Origin of the sequence: Actinoallomurus oryzae (genome assembly GCF_039541955.1) — a bacterium.
Classification (GTDB): Bacteria; Actinomycetota; Actinomycetes; order Streptosporangiales; family Streptosporangiaceae; genus Actinoallomurus; species Actinoallomurus oryzae.
Map to the genome: position 1 here is coordinate 91697 of NZ_BAABHF010000042.1, position 18210 is coordinate 109906.

At 70.1% G+C, this 18210-nt stretch carries 12 protein-coding genes; 5 read left to right on the forward strand and 7 right to left on the reverse strand.

The window, feature by feature from the left end:
* Positions 1-219: 219 nt before the first annotated feature.
* Positions 220-1191, forward strand: coding sequence for a GlxA family transcriptional regulator (locus tag ABEA10_RS33365; protein WP_345470767.1), 972 nt, complete (start codon positions 220-222; stop codon positions 1189-1191).
* On the opposite strand, the gene fxsT is transcribed toward ABEA10_RS33365, so the two are convergent.
* From fxsT to ABEA10_RS33380, 3 genes are read right to left on the reverse strand one after another with little or no spacing between them, the layout of a single operon-like run.
* Positions 1188-4565, reverse strand: coding sequence for an FxSxx-COOH system tetratricopeptide repeat protein (gene fxsT, locus ABEA10_RS33370; RefSeq protein WP_345470769.1), 3378 nt, complete (start codon positions 4563-4565; stop codon positions 1188-1190). The two genes, ABEA10_RS33365 and fxsT, sit on opposite strands and share 4 nt — an antisense overlap.
* Positions 4517-6424 (reverse strand): NACHT domain-containing protein, encoded by a 1908-nt coding sequence (locus tag ABEA10_RS33375; RefSeq protein ID WP_345470771.1) that lies wholly within the window; start codon positions 6422-6424, stop codon positions 4517-4519. The genes fxsT and ABEA10_RS33375 overlap by 49 nt, the downstream gene beginning before the upstream one ends.
* The gene (locus tag ABEA10_RS33380; RefSeq protein WP_345470773.1) at positions 6425-7429 is read right to left on the reverse strand and encodes a helix-turn-helix domain-containing protein; all 1005 of its coding nucleotides are present in this window, start codon (positions 7427-7429) and stop codon (positions 6425-6427) included.
* Positions 7430-7637: 208 nt separating this feature from the next.
* Here ABEA10_RS33380 and ABEA10_RS33385 point away from each other — a divergent pair, with 208 nt between their 5' ends.
* Positions 7638-8621, forward strand: a complete 984-nt coding sequence (locus tag ABEA10_RS33385; protein ID WP_345470775.1) for a methyltransferase — start codon at positions 7638-7640, stop codon at positions 8619-8621.
* 162 nt (positions 8622-8783) lie between these two features.
* Here the strand turns inward: ABEA10_RS33385 and ABEA10_RS33390 are convergent, their stop codons facing one another.
* Positions 8784-8954, reverse strand: coding sequence for a LysR family transcriptional regulator (locus ABEA10_RS33390; protein WP_345470777.1), 171 nt, complete (start codon positions 8952-8954; stop codon positions 8784-8786).
* Between the two features lie 71 nt (positions 8955-9025).
* The gene (locus tag ABEA10_RS33395; RefSeq protein WP_345470779.1) at positions 9026-9376 is read right to left on the reverse strand and encodes a hypothetical protein; all 351 of its coding nucleotides are present in this window, start codon (positions 9374-9376) and stop codon (positions 9026-9028) included.
* Between ABEA10_RS33395 and ABEA10_RS33400 the strand changes: the two genes are divergently transcribed.
* Positions 9357-10115, forward strand: coding sequence for a helix-turn-helix transcriptional regulator (locus ABEA10_RS33400; protein ID WP_345470781.1), 759 nt, complete (start codon positions 9357-9359; stop codon positions 10113-10115). The two genes, ABEA10_RS33395 and ABEA10_RS33400, sit on opposite strands and share 20 nt — an antisense overlap.
* A gap of 27 nt (positions 10116-10142) precedes the next feature.
* Here the strand turns inward: ABEA10_RS33400 and ABEA10_RS33405 are convergent, their stop codons facing one another.
* On the reverse strand, positions 10143-10829 hold the full coding sequence (locus ABEA10_RS33405) for a TetR/AcrR family transcriptional regulator (RefSeq protein ID WP_345470783.1): 687 nt from the start codon (positions 10827-10829) through the stop codon (positions 10143-10145).
* A 151-nt stretch (positions 10830-10980) separates the two neighbouring features.
* Here ABEA10_RS33405 and ABEA10_RS33410 point away from each other — a divergent pair, with 151 nt between their 5' ends.
* On the forward strand, positions 10981-12567 hold the full coding sequence (locus ABEA10_RS33410) for an acyl-CoA mutase large subunit family protein (protein WP_345470786.1): 1587 nt from the start codon (positions 10981-10983) through the stop codon (positions 12565-12567).
* Positions 12568-12582: 15 nt separating this feature from the next.
* A complete protein-coding gene (locus ABEA10_RS33415; RefSeq protein WP_345470942.1) occupies positions 12583-14331 on the forward strand; it encodes an acetyl/propionyl/methylcrotonyl-CoA carboxylase subunit alpha in 1749 nt (582 codons plus the stop codon).
* 86 nt (positions 14332-14417) lie between these two features.
* On the opposite strand, the gene ABEA10_RS33420 is transcribed toward ABEA10_RS33415, so the two are convergent.
* Entirely contained in the window at positions 14418-18161 is a 3744-nt protein-coding gene (locus ABEA10_RS33420) for a carboxypeptidase regulatory-like domain-containing protein (RefSeq protein WP_345470788.1), read from the reverse strand.
* Between the last annotated feature and the right edge of the window lie 49 nt (positions 18162-18210).

Sequence of the window (18210 nt, forward strand, 5' to 3'; positions counted from 1 at the left end):
TGCTGATCACTCCAGACGCCGCTTGGGCAAGGGGAATGCGCGAGATTCACGCGCCTCCAACACTTCCCTCCGGCGCCCGGCGTGGGCATCGTCCCCCGCCGCCGTCTTCCCCTGGTGCACCCGGACCAGCCACCCGCATGTCCTGGTGCCTACGCACTACAAGCGCTGCCCACGGCAGCGGGTGAGTGGCCGGGGGATACCTGTCGTACCATTCCGGCCATGCCGCACCGTGTTGCCGTCCTCGCCCTCGACGGAGTCCTGCCCCTGGATCTGGGCATTCCGGCCCGGGTGTTCAACGAGGCGTGTACTCCGGACGGGGCTCGTCTCTACTCGGTGAGCACCTTCTCGCTCGGCGGCCGACCGGTCCGTACGCACGAGGACTTCCAGATCCTCGTCGACCACGACGAGTCCGTGCTGCGGACCGCGGACACCGTGGTGATCGCCACCCAGGAGCCCAGCGAACACCTGCTCGCGACGGGGGCGCTGCCGGGCGACCTCGCCGCGACACTGGATCGGATACCGCCGCGGACCCGCATCGTGAGCCTGTGCACCTCGGCCTTTCTGCTCGCGGCGGCCGGCCTGCTCAACGGCCGGCGGGCCACGACCCACTGGGCACTGTGCGACACGTTCGCGCGGCTGTTCCCCGACGTCGAGGTCGATCCGAACGTGCTGTTCGTCGACAACGGGCGCATCCTGACATCCGCCGGCGGAGCGGCCGGCATCGACATGTGCCTTCACCTGGTTCGCCGGGACCACGGAGCGACGGTCGCGGCGGCCGCCGCACGCCGGTGCGTGGCGGCGCCGTGGCGCGAGGGTGGACAGGCCCAGTTCATCGAGCACCTGGTTCCCCAGGACACCGACCGTTCCACCTCGGCGACCCGGCAGTGGGCACTGGAACGGCTGGCCGAACCGATCACGCTGGAGGACATGGCACGACATGCGCACATGAGCGTACGTACCTTCACCCGCCGTTTCCGCAGCGAGGCGGGCACCAGCCCACTCAAATGGCTGGCCCAGCGCCGACTGGCACACGCACGCCTGCTACTGGAGTCCACCGACCTCGCCATCGCACGCGTTGCCACCGCCTGCGGTTTCGGCGATCCGGTCGCACTGCGCAAACAGTTCCACACCCACGTGGGCCTGTCTCCGCTGGCCTACCGCCGGGCGCACAACCCGCCGGAGCGGCACTAGATCGGTAGTGGATCGAAGTCGAAGTCCAGCCGCCGTCCTTGCCGTGCGGCCTGGACGGCCGGGTGATCGGGGCCGAGCCTCTCCGCGTGGACACGGAGGGTCGCCTCGCGCAGGGTCTCTCCTTCGTCGGTCTCGCCGAGTTCCGTCAGGTCGGCGGAGAGGTTGGCCGCACATGCGAGCGTCATCGGGTGGGTTTCGCCCAGGAGTGCCCGGAGTCGCGGGAGAATTTCGCGCCCGAGCCCGGCGGCTGCGGCGACATCGCCGAGGGCGGCCAGATCGCCGGCGAGGTTGGCGGCCACGGTCAGCGAGAAGTGGTGGTCGCGGCCGAGCGTCGCATCGAGTGCCGCGAGGACGCTTTCGTTGAGTCGCCCGCCTTCCCGCGCGTCGCCCGAGAGCCGGTGCAGGAGAGCGAGGTTCCCGGTGTGGGCGAGGGCGTACGGGTGGTCCGCTCCGTAGACGTTCGTGGCGCGCCGTGCGGTGTCGGCGGTCAGGTCGAGAGCGGCATCCAGTTCGCCGGTGACGCGCAGGCTCATGGCGAGGCAGGTGGCGGCGGCAAGGGCGTCGGGGTGGTCGGTCCCGAGTCGTCGAACGATGCGGGCGTGCACGTCCCTCGCCCGGTCGAGGGACGCCCCGAAGTCACCGGATCGGCGCAAGGCCGTCGACAGATCGATGGCCGTGCGAAGCGTCCAGGGATGCTCCGGCCCGAGCTTGCCCACACTCTGGGCGTACGCCACCTCGCCCACGTCACACGCTTCGGAGTAGTCGCCGCAGAGTCGGGCCGCGCGGGCCAGATCGCTCCGCGTACTCAGGAGCAGCGTCTCGCCGCCGGGCGGTCCGGACAGAGACGCCTGGTAGGCGCGTTCGTGAAGTGCCTTCGCGCCTTGAAAGTCACTGCCCAGGGCGAAGTCGAGTGCCAGTTTGTTCAGCACACGGCACGTTTCCGGGTCGTCCGCGCCATAGAGCCTTTCGCAGTGGAACAGGGCTTCCTCGTCCCGGATCCTGGCCGCGGCGAACTCTCCGCGGCCCCGCATGTCGGTGGCGATACTCACCATGCTTCGCAGGGTCGCCTCGTGCTCCCTGCCGACGGTCGACTCGAGCCTGGCCAATGTCGCCGTGTCGACGTCGTAGGCCGCCTGGTAGTCGCCGAGGGCGCGAAGGATGTCACCGAACAGCTGGTGGGCGAGGGCGATGTCCAGCCCGTCCTCATCAGGCTCAGGCTCCGTGCCCCACGCGGCGATCAGCCGTTCGACCATTGACCGAGCGGCGTCATAGGCGCCGGACAGATGCAGGTACCGAATGACATCCAGCGCGAACTCGCGAACAGCGGGGTCCGTGCTCTCCTCGACGCCCAACGGCTCAACGTGGGCCAGTGCGCTGGAGTAGGTGTTCCACGTCTCGGGATCGGCCGGATCCCCTGATGCGTACCCGGCCAGCAAGAGTCGCGCGTCGCTCCTCATCCGCCGCCGTTCGGCCCCGGTCATTTCTTCACGTACGACGGCCTGGACCAACCGGTGGAGCTGGATGGTGTTTCGAGCGTGATCGACCCTGGCGAGTGCGTAGTAGCTGAGTGCGCGGATCGCGCGGGCCAGCTTGATCGGATCGTCGACGAGAAGAGCGAGCGGTGGCGACACATCTCCCCGCGCGGGACGCCTGAAGATGGCGCGGGGGATCGGGTCGGCTCCGAAAAGAGCGCAACAACGGAGTAGCTCGACCGCTTCGGGCTGGTCCTCGCGGAGCTTTTCGATCGACAGGGTCCAGGCGGCGCTCACCGATGTCGGGTACTCGGCCGATCCCACCTCATCGAGAAGTTCGCCTGTTTGCTCACGCAGAAGCGCGAGATACTCGTCGGCCGCGGTCCCGGTCTCCACCTGGAACGCGGCCGCCTGCTCCAGCGCGAGCGGGAGATCGCCCAGTTCGTCGGCGAGGCGGTCGGCGGCAGGCTCGGTGATCACCTCGGCGGTGCGCGCGGAGAGGAACTCCACGCTCTCCCGGCGAGTCAGGACATCGACGCTCACCGTGTTGGCCACGGCCTCCCAACGAGGGTTCCGCGAGGTGATCAGAACGTGGCCCGGTCCATCGGGAATGACGTCGTACAGATCCTCCGGCTCGCCCGCATTGTCGAAGATCAGTAGCCATCGGGAATAAGGGTCACCACGTCGGAGGGCGTCGAGGACGGCTCTCGCGGCCTCCTCGACACCGGTCGTGTTCGCGTGGGGCAGCCCAAGATGGGTGGCGAGCGAGGCCAGCGAGGATCGGACGAGAAACGGCTGGTCGGACGGTATCCACCAGACGAGGTCGTAGTCGGCGAGGTATCGATAGGCGTACTCCAACGCCAACTGTGTCTTGCCGACGCCCCCGAGGCCATGAAGGGTGAGGGGCAACATCGCGGTCACCCCGGCGGTGATGCTCTCTCTGAGCTCCGCCAGCAGCTCCTCGCGCCCGGTGAAGTGAGCGTTGCGGGGCGGGACGCCTCCCCAGACCTCGGGCACACGTCCACGAGCCGTACCCCCAGTGACCTGCGACGACAGCTCGGAGCTTCGGGTCCCGGCCGACACCTCCCACGCGGCGGCGAACGGGAAGCGTTCGGCGAACTCCCGACCGCCGGTCCTGGCGAGCCCATTCAGCTTCTGCCGGGCCGCCTGGTCCTGTTCCGCGGCCAACGCGGCCAGCAGCGGCACCCTGATGTCCAGCGAGCGCTCCTCCGAATCGGCGATGCGGCGCAACAGCGACACGCCCTCCGGTTCGGCACCGTCCGGTGTGGTCATCCGCGCCACGGCCCGGCCCGCCTCCAGGCGCTCCTCGACGGTCAGGGCGTCGTCGAGGATGACGTCCGCGAAATGCTCGTCCCAGCCGGACTCACGGCGCTGAGCCATCGCGAGGACGGCGAAGAGCCGGTGCCGGGGGAGGACGGTCGTGCTGCCGGCGATCTGCCGCACCCAGTGCCCGGCGCTGACGTTGGAGGTGTCGACGTCGAGAACGGTGAGATCGTGGCGTTCGGCGCGGGCCTTCTCGCCGTCGGTCGCCTCACCGAAGTCGATCAGCAGCAGGAGGATCCGGTACTTGAGCCACGAGTCATCGGCGGTCTCCAGCACATGGCGCAAGAGGCGGATCCCGGTCTCCCGCGCGACGCCGCACAGCTCTTCCGCGGTGTCGGCTCTGACCCAGTCCGGGTTGCCCGCGTCCTCGACGAACCGCGTCAGCCGCTCCAGGACCTGCGGATCGATGGTGAGGTCGATGAGAACACGAATGGCCTCGGCCGTGGTCTGGTCCTCCTGGGCCAGCTGCTGCGCGAGGTCGTCGATGACGCGGCGACGGAGCGGATCGCTCATCTCGATGCCGTCGGCGGCGATCGCCCCGGCCACGCAGGTCTCCATCTCCCTCGTTCGAGCAGCATCTCGACGAGTGTGTCGGCGAGCCGGTGCCCGGACGGCCGTGCGGCGGTCTGCGGGAGGCGGGCCAGGATGAACAGGGCGAGATTGCGGCTGTCCGGGCTGAGAGCGTCGGCCAACCACGTGTCCAGGTCGAAGGCCTCCGCGCGCGGGCCGGCGGCCAGATATTCGGCGAAACTCGGATGAACGAATCGCAGCCCGTCCGAGCTGGGCACGATAAGGCTGGTGGCGGTGAGCAGCCGGCTCAACGCGGTCTCCCAGCCCGGCACGGCGTCGAGCAACCCTCCGGATCGCTCTTTTATCCAGGCTATCGCGCACTTTGTCACACTCGGCGAAGTGGGGGAAAGGTGCCGGTCGGCGACGCCCTCAAGAAGGGCCCTGATATTGTCCCGCAACCAGTTCCAGGCGCGTCCTCCCACGGCTCCCGCGGCGCTGAATTCCGGACTCGGCGGCATCGTCTGCAACTCTCGTGATGTGAGCAGTTGCTGCACGTACCTCTCGTACAGTCCGGCGCGGCTGGCCGGCAGGTCCGTCTCGTGGCTCCACTCGAGCACCAGCGCGGTGATCGTCGCGATCAGTGGGGTCCGGGCCAGAGAGGACAGCGATGCGGAGGAAACGCTCGCCATGAACCTCTCGACGGTGATCGGGGCCGCCTCGATACCGGACACGTGATGGTCCCGCCGATAGGCCACCCACTGGGTGATGAACTTGCGCAGGCCCGCTTCGTCGAACCTTTGCAGTACGTACCACCCGACATGGTCCGTGCCGAGCCGGCCGAGTTCTCCGCCCAGCAGAGGACGAGTGGTGATCATGAATCGATAGGACGTGGGTGCCTGCTCGATCCAGCCGCCCAGACGGGCGAGTACCCCCTTGCGCTCCTGGGTGAGGAGAATCTGGTCGATCCCGTCGAGCAGAATCAGCCAGGAGCGCCCACCGGGCGGCGGGGCGTCGAACATCCGCGCGGGAGGCTCGAGGCCGGTCAGCAGCTTGCACTCCATGGCCATCGCCTCGGGCAGGCTGTCGCATCCGTGGAGATTGACGGGCAGCGCGATGGGCACCGACGGTCCGTACGGGGCGTCCTCGGGTTTGGCCGTCCTACGAGCGTTCAGCCACCACGCGCTCTGCTCCTGGAGTACGCGCGCGACCGACGTGGACTTGCCGACGCCGGGTTCCGCCACAACCACCGAAAACCGGCTGGCGTGGAGCATCTGCGCCAGCGTCAACGGGCCGGCTCGGTCCTTGTTCCGCGCGGCCATGGGCGACGGCAGAAGATATTCGGTCCGCTGCTCGACGTAGATGTCCGGCAAGGGCGGTGCGGTGCCGTCCCAGTAGTTGTACTCGTGCTGCAGGGACGCTGTCGCACGCTGCCTGTCCAGCAGTCTCCGGAGCACGGCGGGAAACGGCTTGGGCTGCCGCCGCCACCACAGGAACCGCGCCGACACGATGACGCAGGTACCGGCGCTGGTCACCACCACGAGAAGGACCGAGGCCGTGCCCAGCGCGGACGGGACCGACTTCGTGGCGCGGAGGGCCAGGACAAGGAGCGCGAGGCACCCCGACGCCACCGGTGCCACCAGCCATGTCCGCCGGGCGCCGGCCTCCTGCTCCGGCTCCGGGGCGTCCTCATGGCGTTCCACGAACAGTTGAAGGAGCGCGACCACCATGACCAGGACCAGGCCGACGACCAGCGCGACCGGCGCCCAACGCCGGTAGGGCTCCAGGCCGAACGGCAGCTTCCCCGACGTCACGACATTGCCGAGCAGGCCGGCCAATGCGGAGAGCAGAACACTGGCGGTGGACACGGCGAGCAGGCACCCCGATGGTCCGCCGCCACGATGTCGCATTTATCGATCCCCTGCCGTCCGGTCGCCACTTATGGCGCGCAGCGCGCCCTTCCACGCGCGGGCGAACTCGGCGGGCGTCTGTGCGTAGTGCTTCTTGAACTCGCGGATGAAGTGGCTGCTGTCGGCGAACTGCCAGTGCGCGGCGACCTCCGAGATGCTCGGCCGGCGGTGCGGTGTGGCCAGCTGGAGCCGGGCCTGCTCCAGCCGCCTCCGGCGGATGTAGGCCGCCACCGGCTCCCCGGACGCGGCGAACGCCCGGTGCAGCGTGCGCACGGAGACGTTGAGTTCGCGTGCCAGCGACGCCGGTGAGAGTTCGGGATCGGTGAGGTGCCTGTCCGCGATCTCCATCGCCGCGCGCGCGAGCGCGGGAGCCAGCCGGGGTTCGACGTCGTCGAACTCCCGTCTCAGGACTCCCTTGACGAGCTCGAGCAAGGCGTCGCGGGCGCCCCGTACGCCCGCCGGGGTGAGGTCGCGTACGGTCTCGCCGACCATGTTCGCGTGGGCCGTGAGCACCCGCACCTCGGGCGAGCGGGCCGACCCGACGACGTGCCGGTCGCTGTTGATCAGCGGTCCGAGAGCCGGGGCGGGCAGAATCAGGATCCTCGCCGTCGCGCCGGGGTCCACCTCGAACAGCGACGGTGGCCCGTTGTGCCGCGCGATGAACGACCTGGCCGGCACCGTGACGGTCTCACCCCGTCCGTCCGGCGGGGTGAAGCGCCAGGCTCCGCGCTGCATCATGTGTACGAGCACCCGGTCACCGGAGCCGCGGGCGGCCATGGTCCGGCCGGTGAACGACTCGCTGTAGACGTCCGCGATCAACGTGTCGTGCGCCCTCACGGCCTGGACGTTGATCCGGAAGTCGCCGGCCTCGCCGAGGTCGAGTTCTGCCAGTGGCCAGGCCTCTCCCACCTGCACGTCCCATTCGCGCCGGAAGATGTCGAAGCCGTTCCGCGCGGCGCTCGGGGCGGTGACGTCGGCGGAGAACGTCGTCGCTCGGCCCGTCATCGATCCGGTGCTCATCGTTGCCCCCGATATGGCGCGCATGTTCTATCAAAGTGGCGCTGAGATACACACATCTTCGATATCGCCCGCCATAAGTTACCGGAGGCCAATGCCGCGAACAGGGAGAAAGGCCCACTCGATTCCCATGGTAGATACGACGCAAATCACCGGCGAAGCGCGCAACGACCCCGCGGCGGATGCCGCGGGCCTCATGGACATGCTCCTGGGAGTGGTCAGGATCCAGGTCCTGCACGCGGTCGCCGCGCTCCATATCGCCGATCACCTCGCCGACGGCGCTCGGACGGCGGAGGAGGTGGCCGAGCGCGAGGGCAGCCAGGTACGGGCCACCTATCGCCTGATGCGCGCGGCCGCCTCGCTGGGCGTGCTGAGCTACGAGGGGGAACGCCGTTTCGGACTGACGGGGCGAGGCCGGCTACTGCGCGCCGACGTTCCCGGCTCCCTCCGCTCCTTCGTACTGGTCCAGGCCGGGCGTGCGCATTGGAAGTCCTGGGAGCTGTTCCCCGAGGCGGTACGGCAGGGCGCCGCCCAGGCGAAGGACGCGCTGGGGGCGGACATCTTCGACTACCTCTCGCGGCCGGAGAACGCCCGAGAGGCGGCGCTCTTCACCGAGTCGATGGCGGACTTGTCCAATCTGACGGTTCAGGGCGCCGTGGCCGCGATCGATACCGCGGGCGTGTCGACCGTGGTGGACGTCGGCGGTGCGGACGGGCGGTTCGTCCTCGCGTTGATGGCGGCCGACCCCGGGCTGCGCGGCCAGGTGCTCGACCTGCCGCACGCCGTTGAGGACGCCCGCAGAGAGGCCGGGAATCGCGGCCTGTCCGAGCGCTTCTCCGCGGTGGCGGGCGACTTCTTCGCCGAGGTTCCCGCCGCGGATCTGTACCTCCTGAAGACGGTGCTCCACGACTGGGACGACGACCGGGCCATCACCATCCTTCGCAACTGCCGGTCCGCCGTAAATGAGGGCGGGCGCGCGCTGGTCGTGGAGACCGTCGTCGGCGAGATCGGCCGGCCCGACTTCGCCGCCCTGTCGGACATGGCCATGCTCTGCGTGACCGGCGGTATAGAACGAGACCTGGAGGAGTTCGACACGCTCTTCGCGGCCTCAGGATGGCGCCGCGGCACGACCTATCCCGTCGGCGGCGGCTACCACGGCCTGGAACTTCACGCTGTCTGAGCGTTCGGCCCGGCGAGGCGTCTCATGGACCGCCCGTTCATCTGCACGAGCCGGCCAGGGTGCCGGCCTCGCCGGGTTCGGCCCAGCGGTGCGAGTCGGTGAGCGCGTTCACCGCGTCCACGATGGCCCGTGCCTCGGCCAGCACCCGCGCGCCCACGGGGGTCACGGTGACCCGCCGGCTGGTGCGTTCGAACAGCCGGATGCCCGTTCGCGCTCCAGGTTCTGGATGTGGCGGCCGAACGGCCGCGCGCTGATGTAGTGCCGCTGCGCGGCGCGGCCGAAGTGCAACTCCTCCGCAAGCGTGATCGCATAACGAAGCGACGAGAGGTCCATGCATTCCCTCCGTGAATGCGAGTGAGGTCCCGGACGGCCGCGTGAAGTGGTGGCCGTCGCGCGCGGCCGGGCTAGTCGTTCTGGACGCTGACGTAGCACTCGGCCTTTCCGTCGGCGCCCACGGTCTTCCTGTCGCGTTCCTCGTCGTCCACGACGATCCGGCAGGTGGTGCCGGGGTCACCGGCGGAGACGGAGAGACGGTTGAAACCGAACCCGGCGTCGGCCCGTTTGATCCAGGTCAGCTTCTCCCGGCGGGGCATGGAGGCATCGGACCCGGAGAAACCGTAGGAGATCTGTGCGGATCCGGGGCCGGTCACCTCCATCCGTACCTGGTAGGCCTGGACCCCGACCAGGACCTCGCGTCCCTGTCGCCGGAGCTGGTCACCACGGTGCAGCGGGTCCGTGCAGGAGGGGCCGGCCAACGTCCTGAAGCACGTCCGGAACCCGACCGGTGTCCGGGTGCTGCTGTCGGCGCATCAAGACACGGTGCGGGTGGCCGTGCGCAACGACGGCACCGGGCATGGACGCCGCGGACGCCGGTTCGCCCGCAGCGGGTTCGGGCTGCTGGGCCTGTCCGAGCGCGTGGAGGGCCTCCGCGGCGAACTGTACTGGGGGCGCAGCCCGAGGGCGGTTGGGAGCTGTCGGCGTCCCTGCCCAGGAGCTGACCGCGTGGCCATCCGCGTGCTGGTCGCCGACGACCAGGAGATGGTCCGCAGCGGGTTCTGCCTGATCCTGGAAGCGCTGCGCGCGGGTGCCGCGGGGTTCGTGCTGAAGAACTCCGGCCCGCGCTTCCTCATCGACGCGGTACGCGCCGCGGTGGACGGCGGCGCGCTCATCTCGCCTTCGGTGACGGTACGGCTGCTGGAGCGCTTCGCGCACGCCGCCCCGTCATCGGAATCCGGGGGGCCTGCGCCGGCCCGCGAGGACGGGCGCGGCGGGCAGACCGCGGAGGCGCTGACGTCCCGGGAGCGAGAGGTCGCCGCCAAGGTGGCCAGAGGACGGACGAACGTCGAGATCGCCACCGAACTCGCCTTCACCATCGGAACGGTCAAGTCGCACCTGACGCACGTTCAGGACAAGCTCCAGGCCCGCAACCGCGTCGAGATCGCCGCCTGGCCTGGCAGCGCGGCCTCGTCCACTGAGCCGCAGAACGGCCGATGAGCCCTCCGCGTCTCATGCGGCGGGCGTTCACCGCTCGGGCTCACCGCCGATGAGGCGCCGCAGTGTGGGAAGCAGCGCGTCGAAATCTTCTCCCGTACGGAACACGGCGACGGTGGTGCCGCCGTCGGCGGCTCGCGGTCGGGACTGGGGCCCGGGGAAAAGGGCGAGCACCTCGCGCATCGCCTCGTCCACCTCGGCGATCGGGTCGGGGGAGTCGCCGCGGAGCCATCGGCGCAGCACGTGGTTGTGGGCGGCGACGACCGATGCCGCCATCAGCTCGGCTCTGAGTGACGCCGACTCCGTGGGGTCTCCCATCCAGTCGGAGATGAACTCGCGGAACAGCCGCTGGTAGCGGGCGACGCTGACGATCTCGCGCTCGCGGAGGGCGGGCACCTTGCTGGTGAGCGCGTACCGCCGGCGCGCGAGGTCGCCCTCGTCGATGTAGTGCAGCAGCACCAGGCGTACGGCGTCGGAGACGGCGACCAGGGCGGTGCCGTTGCCGGTGGCCGCCAGGCGGTCTCTGATCAGCTGGAGCAGCCGGTCGTGGTCGGGGAAGATCACGTCTTCCTTGGACCGGTAGTGCCGGAAGAAGGTGGTGCGCCCCACGCCGGCCCGCTCGGCGATGTCGTCGACCGTCGTCTGCTCGTACCCGCGCTCGTCGAAGAGCACGAACGCGGCCTGTGCGAGCCGGGCCCGCGCGGTCGGTTTGCTCATGACCGTCCATCCTTCCCCGTCTCCGCGCAGGCGGCCACCTGGCGACGGCCCACCTGGCGACGCCGGCCACTCGGCGACGCCGGCCACTTGGCGGCATTGCCGGTACTCAGTACCATTCAAAAGGTACCCAGTACCAGAAGGGATCCGGCGAATGCATGTCCCCTCGCGCAACGAGTCCGGGCTGCCGATGCAGCCGGTCTATGACCCCTCCACGCTGGAAGGCTTCGACGCGGACGCCAAGCTGGGCGCTCCGGGCCGGTTCCCGTTCACCCGCGGGGTGTACCCGTCGATGTACACCGGCCGGCCGTGGACGATGCGGCAGTACGCCGGCTTCGGTACGGCGAAGGAGTCCAACGAGCGCTATCACGATCTGGTCGGCGCGGGCACCGGCGGGCTGAGCGTGGCCTTCGACCTGCCGACGCAGATGGGCTACGACTCCGACGAGCCGATCGCCCGGGGCGAGGTGGGCAAGGTCGGCGTGGCGATCGATTCGATCGACGACATGCGGACGCTGTTCGAGGGGCTGCCGCTGGAGAAGGTGTCGACGTCGATGACGATCAATGCCACCGCGTCGGCACTGCTGCTGCTGTACCAGCTGGTGGCGGCCGGACAGGGAGTCGAGAGCCGGCTGCTGACCGGCACGATCCAGAACGACGTGCTCAAGGAGTACATCGCCCGCGGCACCTACATCTACCCGCCGCAGCAGTCGCTGCGGCTGATCAGCGACATCTTCGCCTACTGCCACCGGGAGATTCCGCGCTGGAACACGATCTCCATCTCCGGGTACCACATGGCCGAGGCCGGGGCCACGCCCGTACAGGAGATCGCGTTCACCCTCGCCAACGCCAAGGAGTACGTGCGGACCGCGATCGCCGCGGGCCTGGACGTCGACGACTTCGCGCCGCGCCTGTCGTTCTTCTTCGTCGTCCGTACGACGCTGCTGGAGGAGGTCGCGAAGTTCCGCGCCGCCCGCCGCATCTGGTCGCGGATCATGCGCGATGAGTTCGGGGCGAAGAATCCCAAGTCGCAGATGCTGCGCTTTCACACCCAGACCGCCGGTGTGCAGCTGACGGCGCAGCAGCCCGAGGTCAATCTCGTCCGGGTCGCCCTGCAGGGCCTGGGGGCGGTGCTCGGCGGGACGCAGTCCCTGCACACCAACTCCTACGACGAGGCCATCGCCCTGCCCACCCAGAAGGCGGCGCGGCTGGCCCTGCGCACCCAGCAGGTCATCGCCTACGAGACCGACGTGACCAAGACCGTCGATCCCTTCGCCGGGTCCTACTTCATGGAGGCGACGACCGACGAGCTCGAGGCGGCGATCCTCGAGCTGATCCAGGCCGTCGACGACCGCGGCGGTGCCGTGGCAGCGATCGAGCAGGGCTTCCAGAAGTCGGAGATCGAACGCTCCGCCTACCGGATCGCGCAGGAGATCGACAACCGGGAGCGGACCGTGGTGGGGGTGAACAAGTTCGCCCTGGACGAGGAAGAACCCTACGAGCCGCTGCGCGTCGACCCGCAGATCGAGGTCGATCAGTGTGAACGGCTCGCGGTCCTGCGCAAGGAACGCGACAACGCCGCCGTCGAGCGGGCCTTGGACGCCCTGCGCTCCACCGCCCAGGGCACCGGCAACGTCCTGCTTCCGATGCGCGAGGCCCTCGGGCTTCGCGCCACGGTCGGCGAGGTCTCCCACGCCCTCCGTGACGTCTGGGGCGTCCATGTCCCGTCCGATGCGTTCTGACGAGGAGGCGGCATGCTGACGAAGGTGCTCATCGCCAATCGTGGCGAGATCGCGGTCCGCGTCGCCCGTGCCTGCCGCGACGCGGGGATCACGAGCGTGGCCGTCTACGCCGAGCCGGACCGCGACGCCGTGCACGTCCGTACGACGGACGAGGCGTACGCGCTCGGCGGTGACACCCCGGCGACCAGCTACCTGGACATCGCCAAGGTCCTGAAGGCCGCCGCGGATTCGGGCGCGGACGCCGTCCATCCCGGCTACGGCTTCCTGTCGGAGAACGCCGACTTCGCCCAGGCCGTCATCGACGCGGGCCTGATCTGGGTCGGCCCCCCACCCACCGCGATTCGTGCCCTGGGCGACAAGGTCGCCGCCCGTCACATCGCCCAGCGTGCGGGTGCGCCGCTGGTCGCGGGCACCAAGGATCCGGTGCGGGACGCCGACGAGGTGGTGGCGTTCGCCCGGAACCACGGCCTGCCGCTCGCGATCAAGGCCGCGTTCGGCGGCGGTGGGCGCGGCCTGAAGGTGGCGCGCACCCTGGAGGAGATCCCCGAGCTGTACGACTCGGCCGTACGCGAGGCCGTGGCCGCGTTCGGGCGCGGGGAGTGCTTCGTCGAGCGTTACCTGGACCGGCCCCGGCACGTGGAGACCCAGTGCCTGGCCGACCGGTACGGCGACGTGGTGGTGGTCTCCACCCGCGACTGCTCACTGCAGCGGCGCCACCAGAAGCTGGTGGAAGAGGCGCCGGCGCCGTTCCTCACCGCCGAGCAGAACGCCGAGCTGCGCCGGGCGTCAAAGGCCATCCTGCGCGAGGCCGGGTACGTCGGCGCGGGCACCTGCGAGTTCCTCGTCGGGCAGGACGGCACGGTCTCCTTCCTCGAAGTCAACACCCGGCTGCAGGTCGAGCACCCGGTCACCGAGGAGGTCACCGGCATCGACCTCGTACGCGAGATGTTCCGGATCGCCGACGGCGAGAGACTCGGGTACGACGACCCGGCACCGCGCGGCCACTCCTTCGAGTTCCGCATCAACGGCGAGGACCCGGGCCGGGGCTTCCTGCCCGCCCCCGGGACGGTGACGAAGTTCGCCCCGCCGTCCGGCCCGGGCGTGCGGCTGGACTCGGGCGTGGAGTCCGGCAGCGTGATCGGCCCGGCGTGGGACTCGCTGCTGGCCAAGCTGATCATCACCGGCGCCACCCGCGAACAGGCCCTGGCACGCGCCCGGCGCGCCCTGGCCGAGTTCCAGGTCGAGGGCATGGCCACCGCCATCCCCTTCCACCGCGCGGTCATCGAGGACCCGGCGTTCACCAGCGCGCCGTTCACCGTGCACACCCGCTGGATCGAGACCGAGTTCACCAACACCATCCCGCCGTTCACCGGTGGCGCCGGGACCGAGGACGCCGGCGAGCCGGGACGCGAGACCGTGGTGGTCGAGGTCGGCGGCAAGCGGCTGGAGGTCTCGCTGCCCGCGTCGCTGGGAACCACCCTGCCCCGCCCCGCGGGCGGCGGGCGCCCGAAACGGCGTGCCGCCGGCAGATCCGGCCCGGCGGCCTCCGGCGACACGCTCACCTCGCCGATGCAGGGCACCATCGTGAAAGTGGCCGTGGAGGAGGGCGAGCACGTCGACGAAGGCGACCTGGTCGTGGTGCTGGAGGCGATGAAGATGGAGCAGCCCATCAACGCCCACCGCTCCGGCACGATCAAGAGCCTGACGGCGGAGGTCGGCGCGACCGTCTCCTCCGGCCTCGCGATCTGCGACATCAAGGACTGACGACCGCAACCGCCTCGCCGGCGGGACGGCGGCGGCCTCCGGTCGCGTCACGCGTGACCGGAGGCCGCATCACGGCTTGGTCGCCGTTATCTCCCCTGGGACCTGCGTGCCGTCACCTTCATGGAGACGTCGACCGTGCCGTGCTGGTAGGGCGAATCGGTGTCCAGCGACAGCCTGGCGGCGTAGCGGCCCGGCACGCTGACACGAGCGTTGGTCGTGATCATCAACGTCGCCGAGTGGCCCGGTGCGAGTTCGAACCGGGTGCGGTTCTCCTTCAGCCAGGACACGTCGTCTCCGCCGCACGAGTCATAGCCGGGGAGCACCTCGCCGACCGGCGAGGGGTCGCCGCCCACCCCGCCGATCTTGTACAGCCCGCAGCTGCTGCCGACGTAGTACGCGGCGTGGCGCATGCTGGGGAGCGCGTGCCAGGTGCCGGCGACCGGGTCGAACTCCGCGGCCCGGTCGGTGGCGGCCTGGTGGTTGACACCGCCGGCGACCTGAAGCCTGCCGTTGGCTCCGCCGTACGCCATGTAATAGGCGTTGTAGGGCATGTCGGCGAGGCGGGTCCAGGTGTTTCGGCGTGGGCTGTAGGCGTAGGTCTCGGTGTGCGAGACGAAGGGCGCACTCGCGGAGGCCTTGCTGACCCCACCGGCACAGATGATCTGATCGCCGACTCCGGCGCAGGCCTCACCCTCCACGGACATCGGGTAGTCGGCGGCACGTGCCCAGCGATCGCGCTGCGGGTCGTAGCGGTACACCGCCGCCGAGGACGACTTGAGGCAGTCCTCCACGCAGCCGCCCACGACGTAGAGCCGGTCGCCGAGCACGGCGACGGCCCCCCGGTCGACCGGTGTCGGCAGGTCGGCGAGCCGGGTCCAGCGGTCGCTCGCCGGGTGGTACGCGTACACCGTGGACGACGGCGCGGCGCCGTGAGATCCGCCGACGACGTACATCGTGCCGTCGAGGAAGATCCCGGCGGCGTTGTACAGGGGCTGAGGCAGGTCGGCGATCGGACTCCACGTGCCGGCCGCCGGGTCGTAGACGTAACCGGCCGAGAGGGCCTTGCCCGGTGTCACACCGCCGACCGAGTAGACCTTGCCCTGATGGCTGCCGACCGTGTTGCTCATGACCGGGAACGGGTACTCCGGGATCTCCGTCCACGCGGTGCCCTGCGGGACCGCGCTGGATCCGGCCGTCGCGCCGTGCTCGCCGATCGAGACCCGCAGGGGCGCACCGCCGGTGTTGGTGAGCCGGACCTTCTGGGTACGGCCCGCGCGTCCCAGGGTGGTGTCGACCGACACGGCGGTCGTGCTCAGCGAGAGCCGTCCGGCCCGCAGAGACCAGTCGTGGCGGGTCACCGCGTCGGGAGCGACCTTCACCGTGCCGGTCGAGGACGCGTAGCGGTCGGCCGACGCGGTCAGCCGAGTCTTCCGGGCGGTCCCGGCGAAGGTCCAGAACCAGCCTTCGGCCGTGCTGGGCGTGGAGCCGTCGACGGTCGCGCCTGACACCGGCCGGCCGGTGTTGGCGTCGGTGACGGTGCCGCTGACCAGTCCTCCCGGCCGTGCGGTACAGGCACCGACGGTGACGTTGTCGAGCTGCCAGGTGGAGACACCGCGACCGGCGTAGTGGAAGCGCACCCGGACGTCGGACCGGCCCGCCGCCTGGGGGATCGCGATGCTCGTCGGTGCCGCGAAATCGGCGATGGGGTGACCGACGGTGGTCCAGTTCGCGCCGCCGTCCAGGCTGAGCTGGACGTCGCCCACCGTGCTGTCGTCCGAAGGCACGTAGGCGTTGTCGAACCGGATCTGTGGCGCGCTCTGTCCGGACAAGTCGATCTTCGGCGAGGTGAGGTAGGTGTCCTGTGCCGTGCCGTCGTGGACGAACGGAGCCGCGCCGGCGAAGTCGCCGGTGGCCCCGGTGAGGTTGGCCGGGTTGCCGGTGAACTCCCAGCCGGGGGTGGATCCGCTCACCGTCCAGCCGTCCTGAGGAGTGGTGCCGGTCCAGCCCTCGAAGTCGACGCGGGCCGGATAGGCGTATCCCGGGGCGGTGCAGGGCTTGCGATCGACCGCGAGGGCCGCGTCCGCGCTGGTGTCCTTGTCACCGACGCTGACCCGCTGGACCTTGGTGGTGTATCCGGGATAGTCGGCGGCGATGTGGAAGGTGTAGTCGGCGTCGAGGGGGAGCTTGACCGTGTAGCGGCCGGTGTACGGGTCGGTCTTGACCGTGCCGTCCGGGTAGCCGTCGATGGTGATCGACGCCGCGAGCGGCCAGGCGTGGTCGGTGTCCCCGGTGATCTTTCCGGACACCGTACGACTGGGCGTCGTCTTCATGGGGATGTCGGCGGTCACCGTCTGGCCGGTCGTCACGACCACGCCGCTCTTGGTCGCCTTGGCGTAGCCGAAGCCCGAGGCGGTGAGGGTGTACGTCCCCGCCGGCAGCACCAGCGTGTACGCCCCCTGGCCGTCGGCGCCGGTGTGGTAGGTCCTGCCGTTGTCGTCGTTGCGGGCGGTGATCTCACCATTGGTGACCGGCTTGCCGGCGCTCTGGTCGGTGAGGTGGCCGGTCACGGTGCCGGCCGGGCCGAACGCCAGCCCCTTGACGCCGTTCGGGCTGCCGAGGCCGGTCGGCCCGTCCCAGCCGGGACCGGCCTGGCACAGCACGTTGCCGCAGGTGCCGTTGACACCCTGGCTGACGTCGAACAGGTCGGCCGACCCGGCGGCGGAGTAGGGGTAGGTCACCGGGTAGGTGCCCGTCGCCGGGGTGCCGGCGAGGGCGTACATCGCGGCGACCAGCGGGGCGGACAGGCTGGTGCCGCCGTACTGCACCCACCCGGTGTGGCCGTCGCTCGTGATGGAGTGGTAGACGGCCAGCCCGCTGCTCGGGTCGGCGTCGGCCGCGATGTCGGCGGTCGCCCGCCCGCTCGGGCAGTTGGTCTCGATGCCGCCCTGGTAGTCGGGGCGTGGTTCGTACGGCGAGCAGCCCGATCCGCCGTCGGCCCACGCGCTCTCGCTCCAGCCGCGATCGGTCGACGTGTCGCGGACCAGCTTCGTTCCGCCGACCGCGACGACGTTGGGGTTGCCGGCCGGCCAGCTGTTGAGGTTGCCGGTGTCGCCGGTGGACGCGGTCACCACGACACCGGGATGGTCGTACCGGTCGTCGTAGGCCTGCTCCCCGTCGGCCTCACCGGGGATGCCGTAGGAGTTGGAGACGAACTTGGCGCCCAGGGCGACGGCGGTGTCCGCCGCCGTACTGAGGTCCTTGATGGAGGCGGAGTTCGCCTCCACCAGGAGAATGTCGCAGTGTGGACAGACCGCGGAGACCGCGTCGAGGTCGAGCGCGCTCTCCGCCTCCCAGCCGGCGTCGTTTCCCGGAAAGTCGGTGCCGCCGTTCTGGTCCACTTTGCGGAAGCAGCCATTGGCCGTGCTGCACTCCGGCAGGCCGTACTCGGCTCGGAACACCGCGAGATCGCTCTCGGCGACGGAGTAGCCGTAAGCGTCGACGATGGCGACCGTCTGCCCCTTCCCTCCGTCGGGCAGGTGGTACGCCGACCGGATGTCTTCGGGCGTGAGCGCGGTCGACGGCGGCGTTTCCGCCTTCGCGGCGATCTTCGCCTGCTCGGGGGTGTAGACCTCCAGGAAGCAGTGGGCATGGCCGGCGGGCAGGTCCACCCGGTTGCAGGCGGCCGGGGTGTGGTCAGGCCGAGGCATGCCGGGCAGCGGCTCGGCGGCTTGCGAGGCGGTGGGCGGAGGCGCGGCCTGTGCCGGCGCGGCGAGCACGCCGATGCCAAGGCTGATGGCGGCTGCCAACGTCACGAGTCTGCGCAGACGCATGGATTCTCCCGATCAGGGCGGCTCGTGGTCACGCCGGCGCTGCGGACCG

Coding starts and splice junctions, on each gene's coding strand:
- ABEA10_RS33365 (WP_345470767.1), top strand. CDS start 220: ATGCCGCACCGTGTTGCCGTCCTCGCCCTCGACGGAGTCCTGCCCCTG.
- ABEA10_RS33420 (WP_345470788.1), bottom strand. CDS start 18,161: ATGCGTCTGCGCAGACTCGTGACGTTGGCAGCCGCCATCAGCCTTGGC.
- ABEA10_RS33380 (WP_345470773.1), bottom strand. CDS start 7,429: ATGACGGGCCGAGCGACGACGTTCTCCGCCGACGTCACCGCCCCGAGC.
- fxsT (WP_345470769.1), bottom strand. CDS start 4,565: ATGGAGACCTGCGTGGCCGGGGCGATCGCCGCCGACGGCATCGAGATG.
- ABEA10_RS33390 (WP_345470777.1), bottom strand. CDS start 8,954: ATGGACCTCTCGTCGCTTCGTTATGCGATCACGCTTGCGGAGGAGTTG.
- ABEA10_RS33375 (WP_345470771.1), bottom strand. CDS start 6,424: ATGCGACATCGTGGCGGCGGACCATCGGGGTGCCTGCTCGCCGTGTCC.
- ABEA10_RS33405 (WP_345470783.1), bottom strand. CDS start 10,829: ATGAGCAAACCGACCGCGCGGGCCCGGCTCGCACAGGCCGCGTTCGTG.
- ABEA10_RS33410 (WP_345470786.1), top strand. CDS start 10,981: ATGCATGTCCCCTCGCGCAACGAGTCCGGGCTGCCGATGCAGCCGGTC.
- ABEA10_RS33385 (WP_345470775.1), top strand. CDS start 7,638: ATGGACATGCTCCTGGGAGTGGTCAGGATCCAGGTCCTGCACGCGGTC.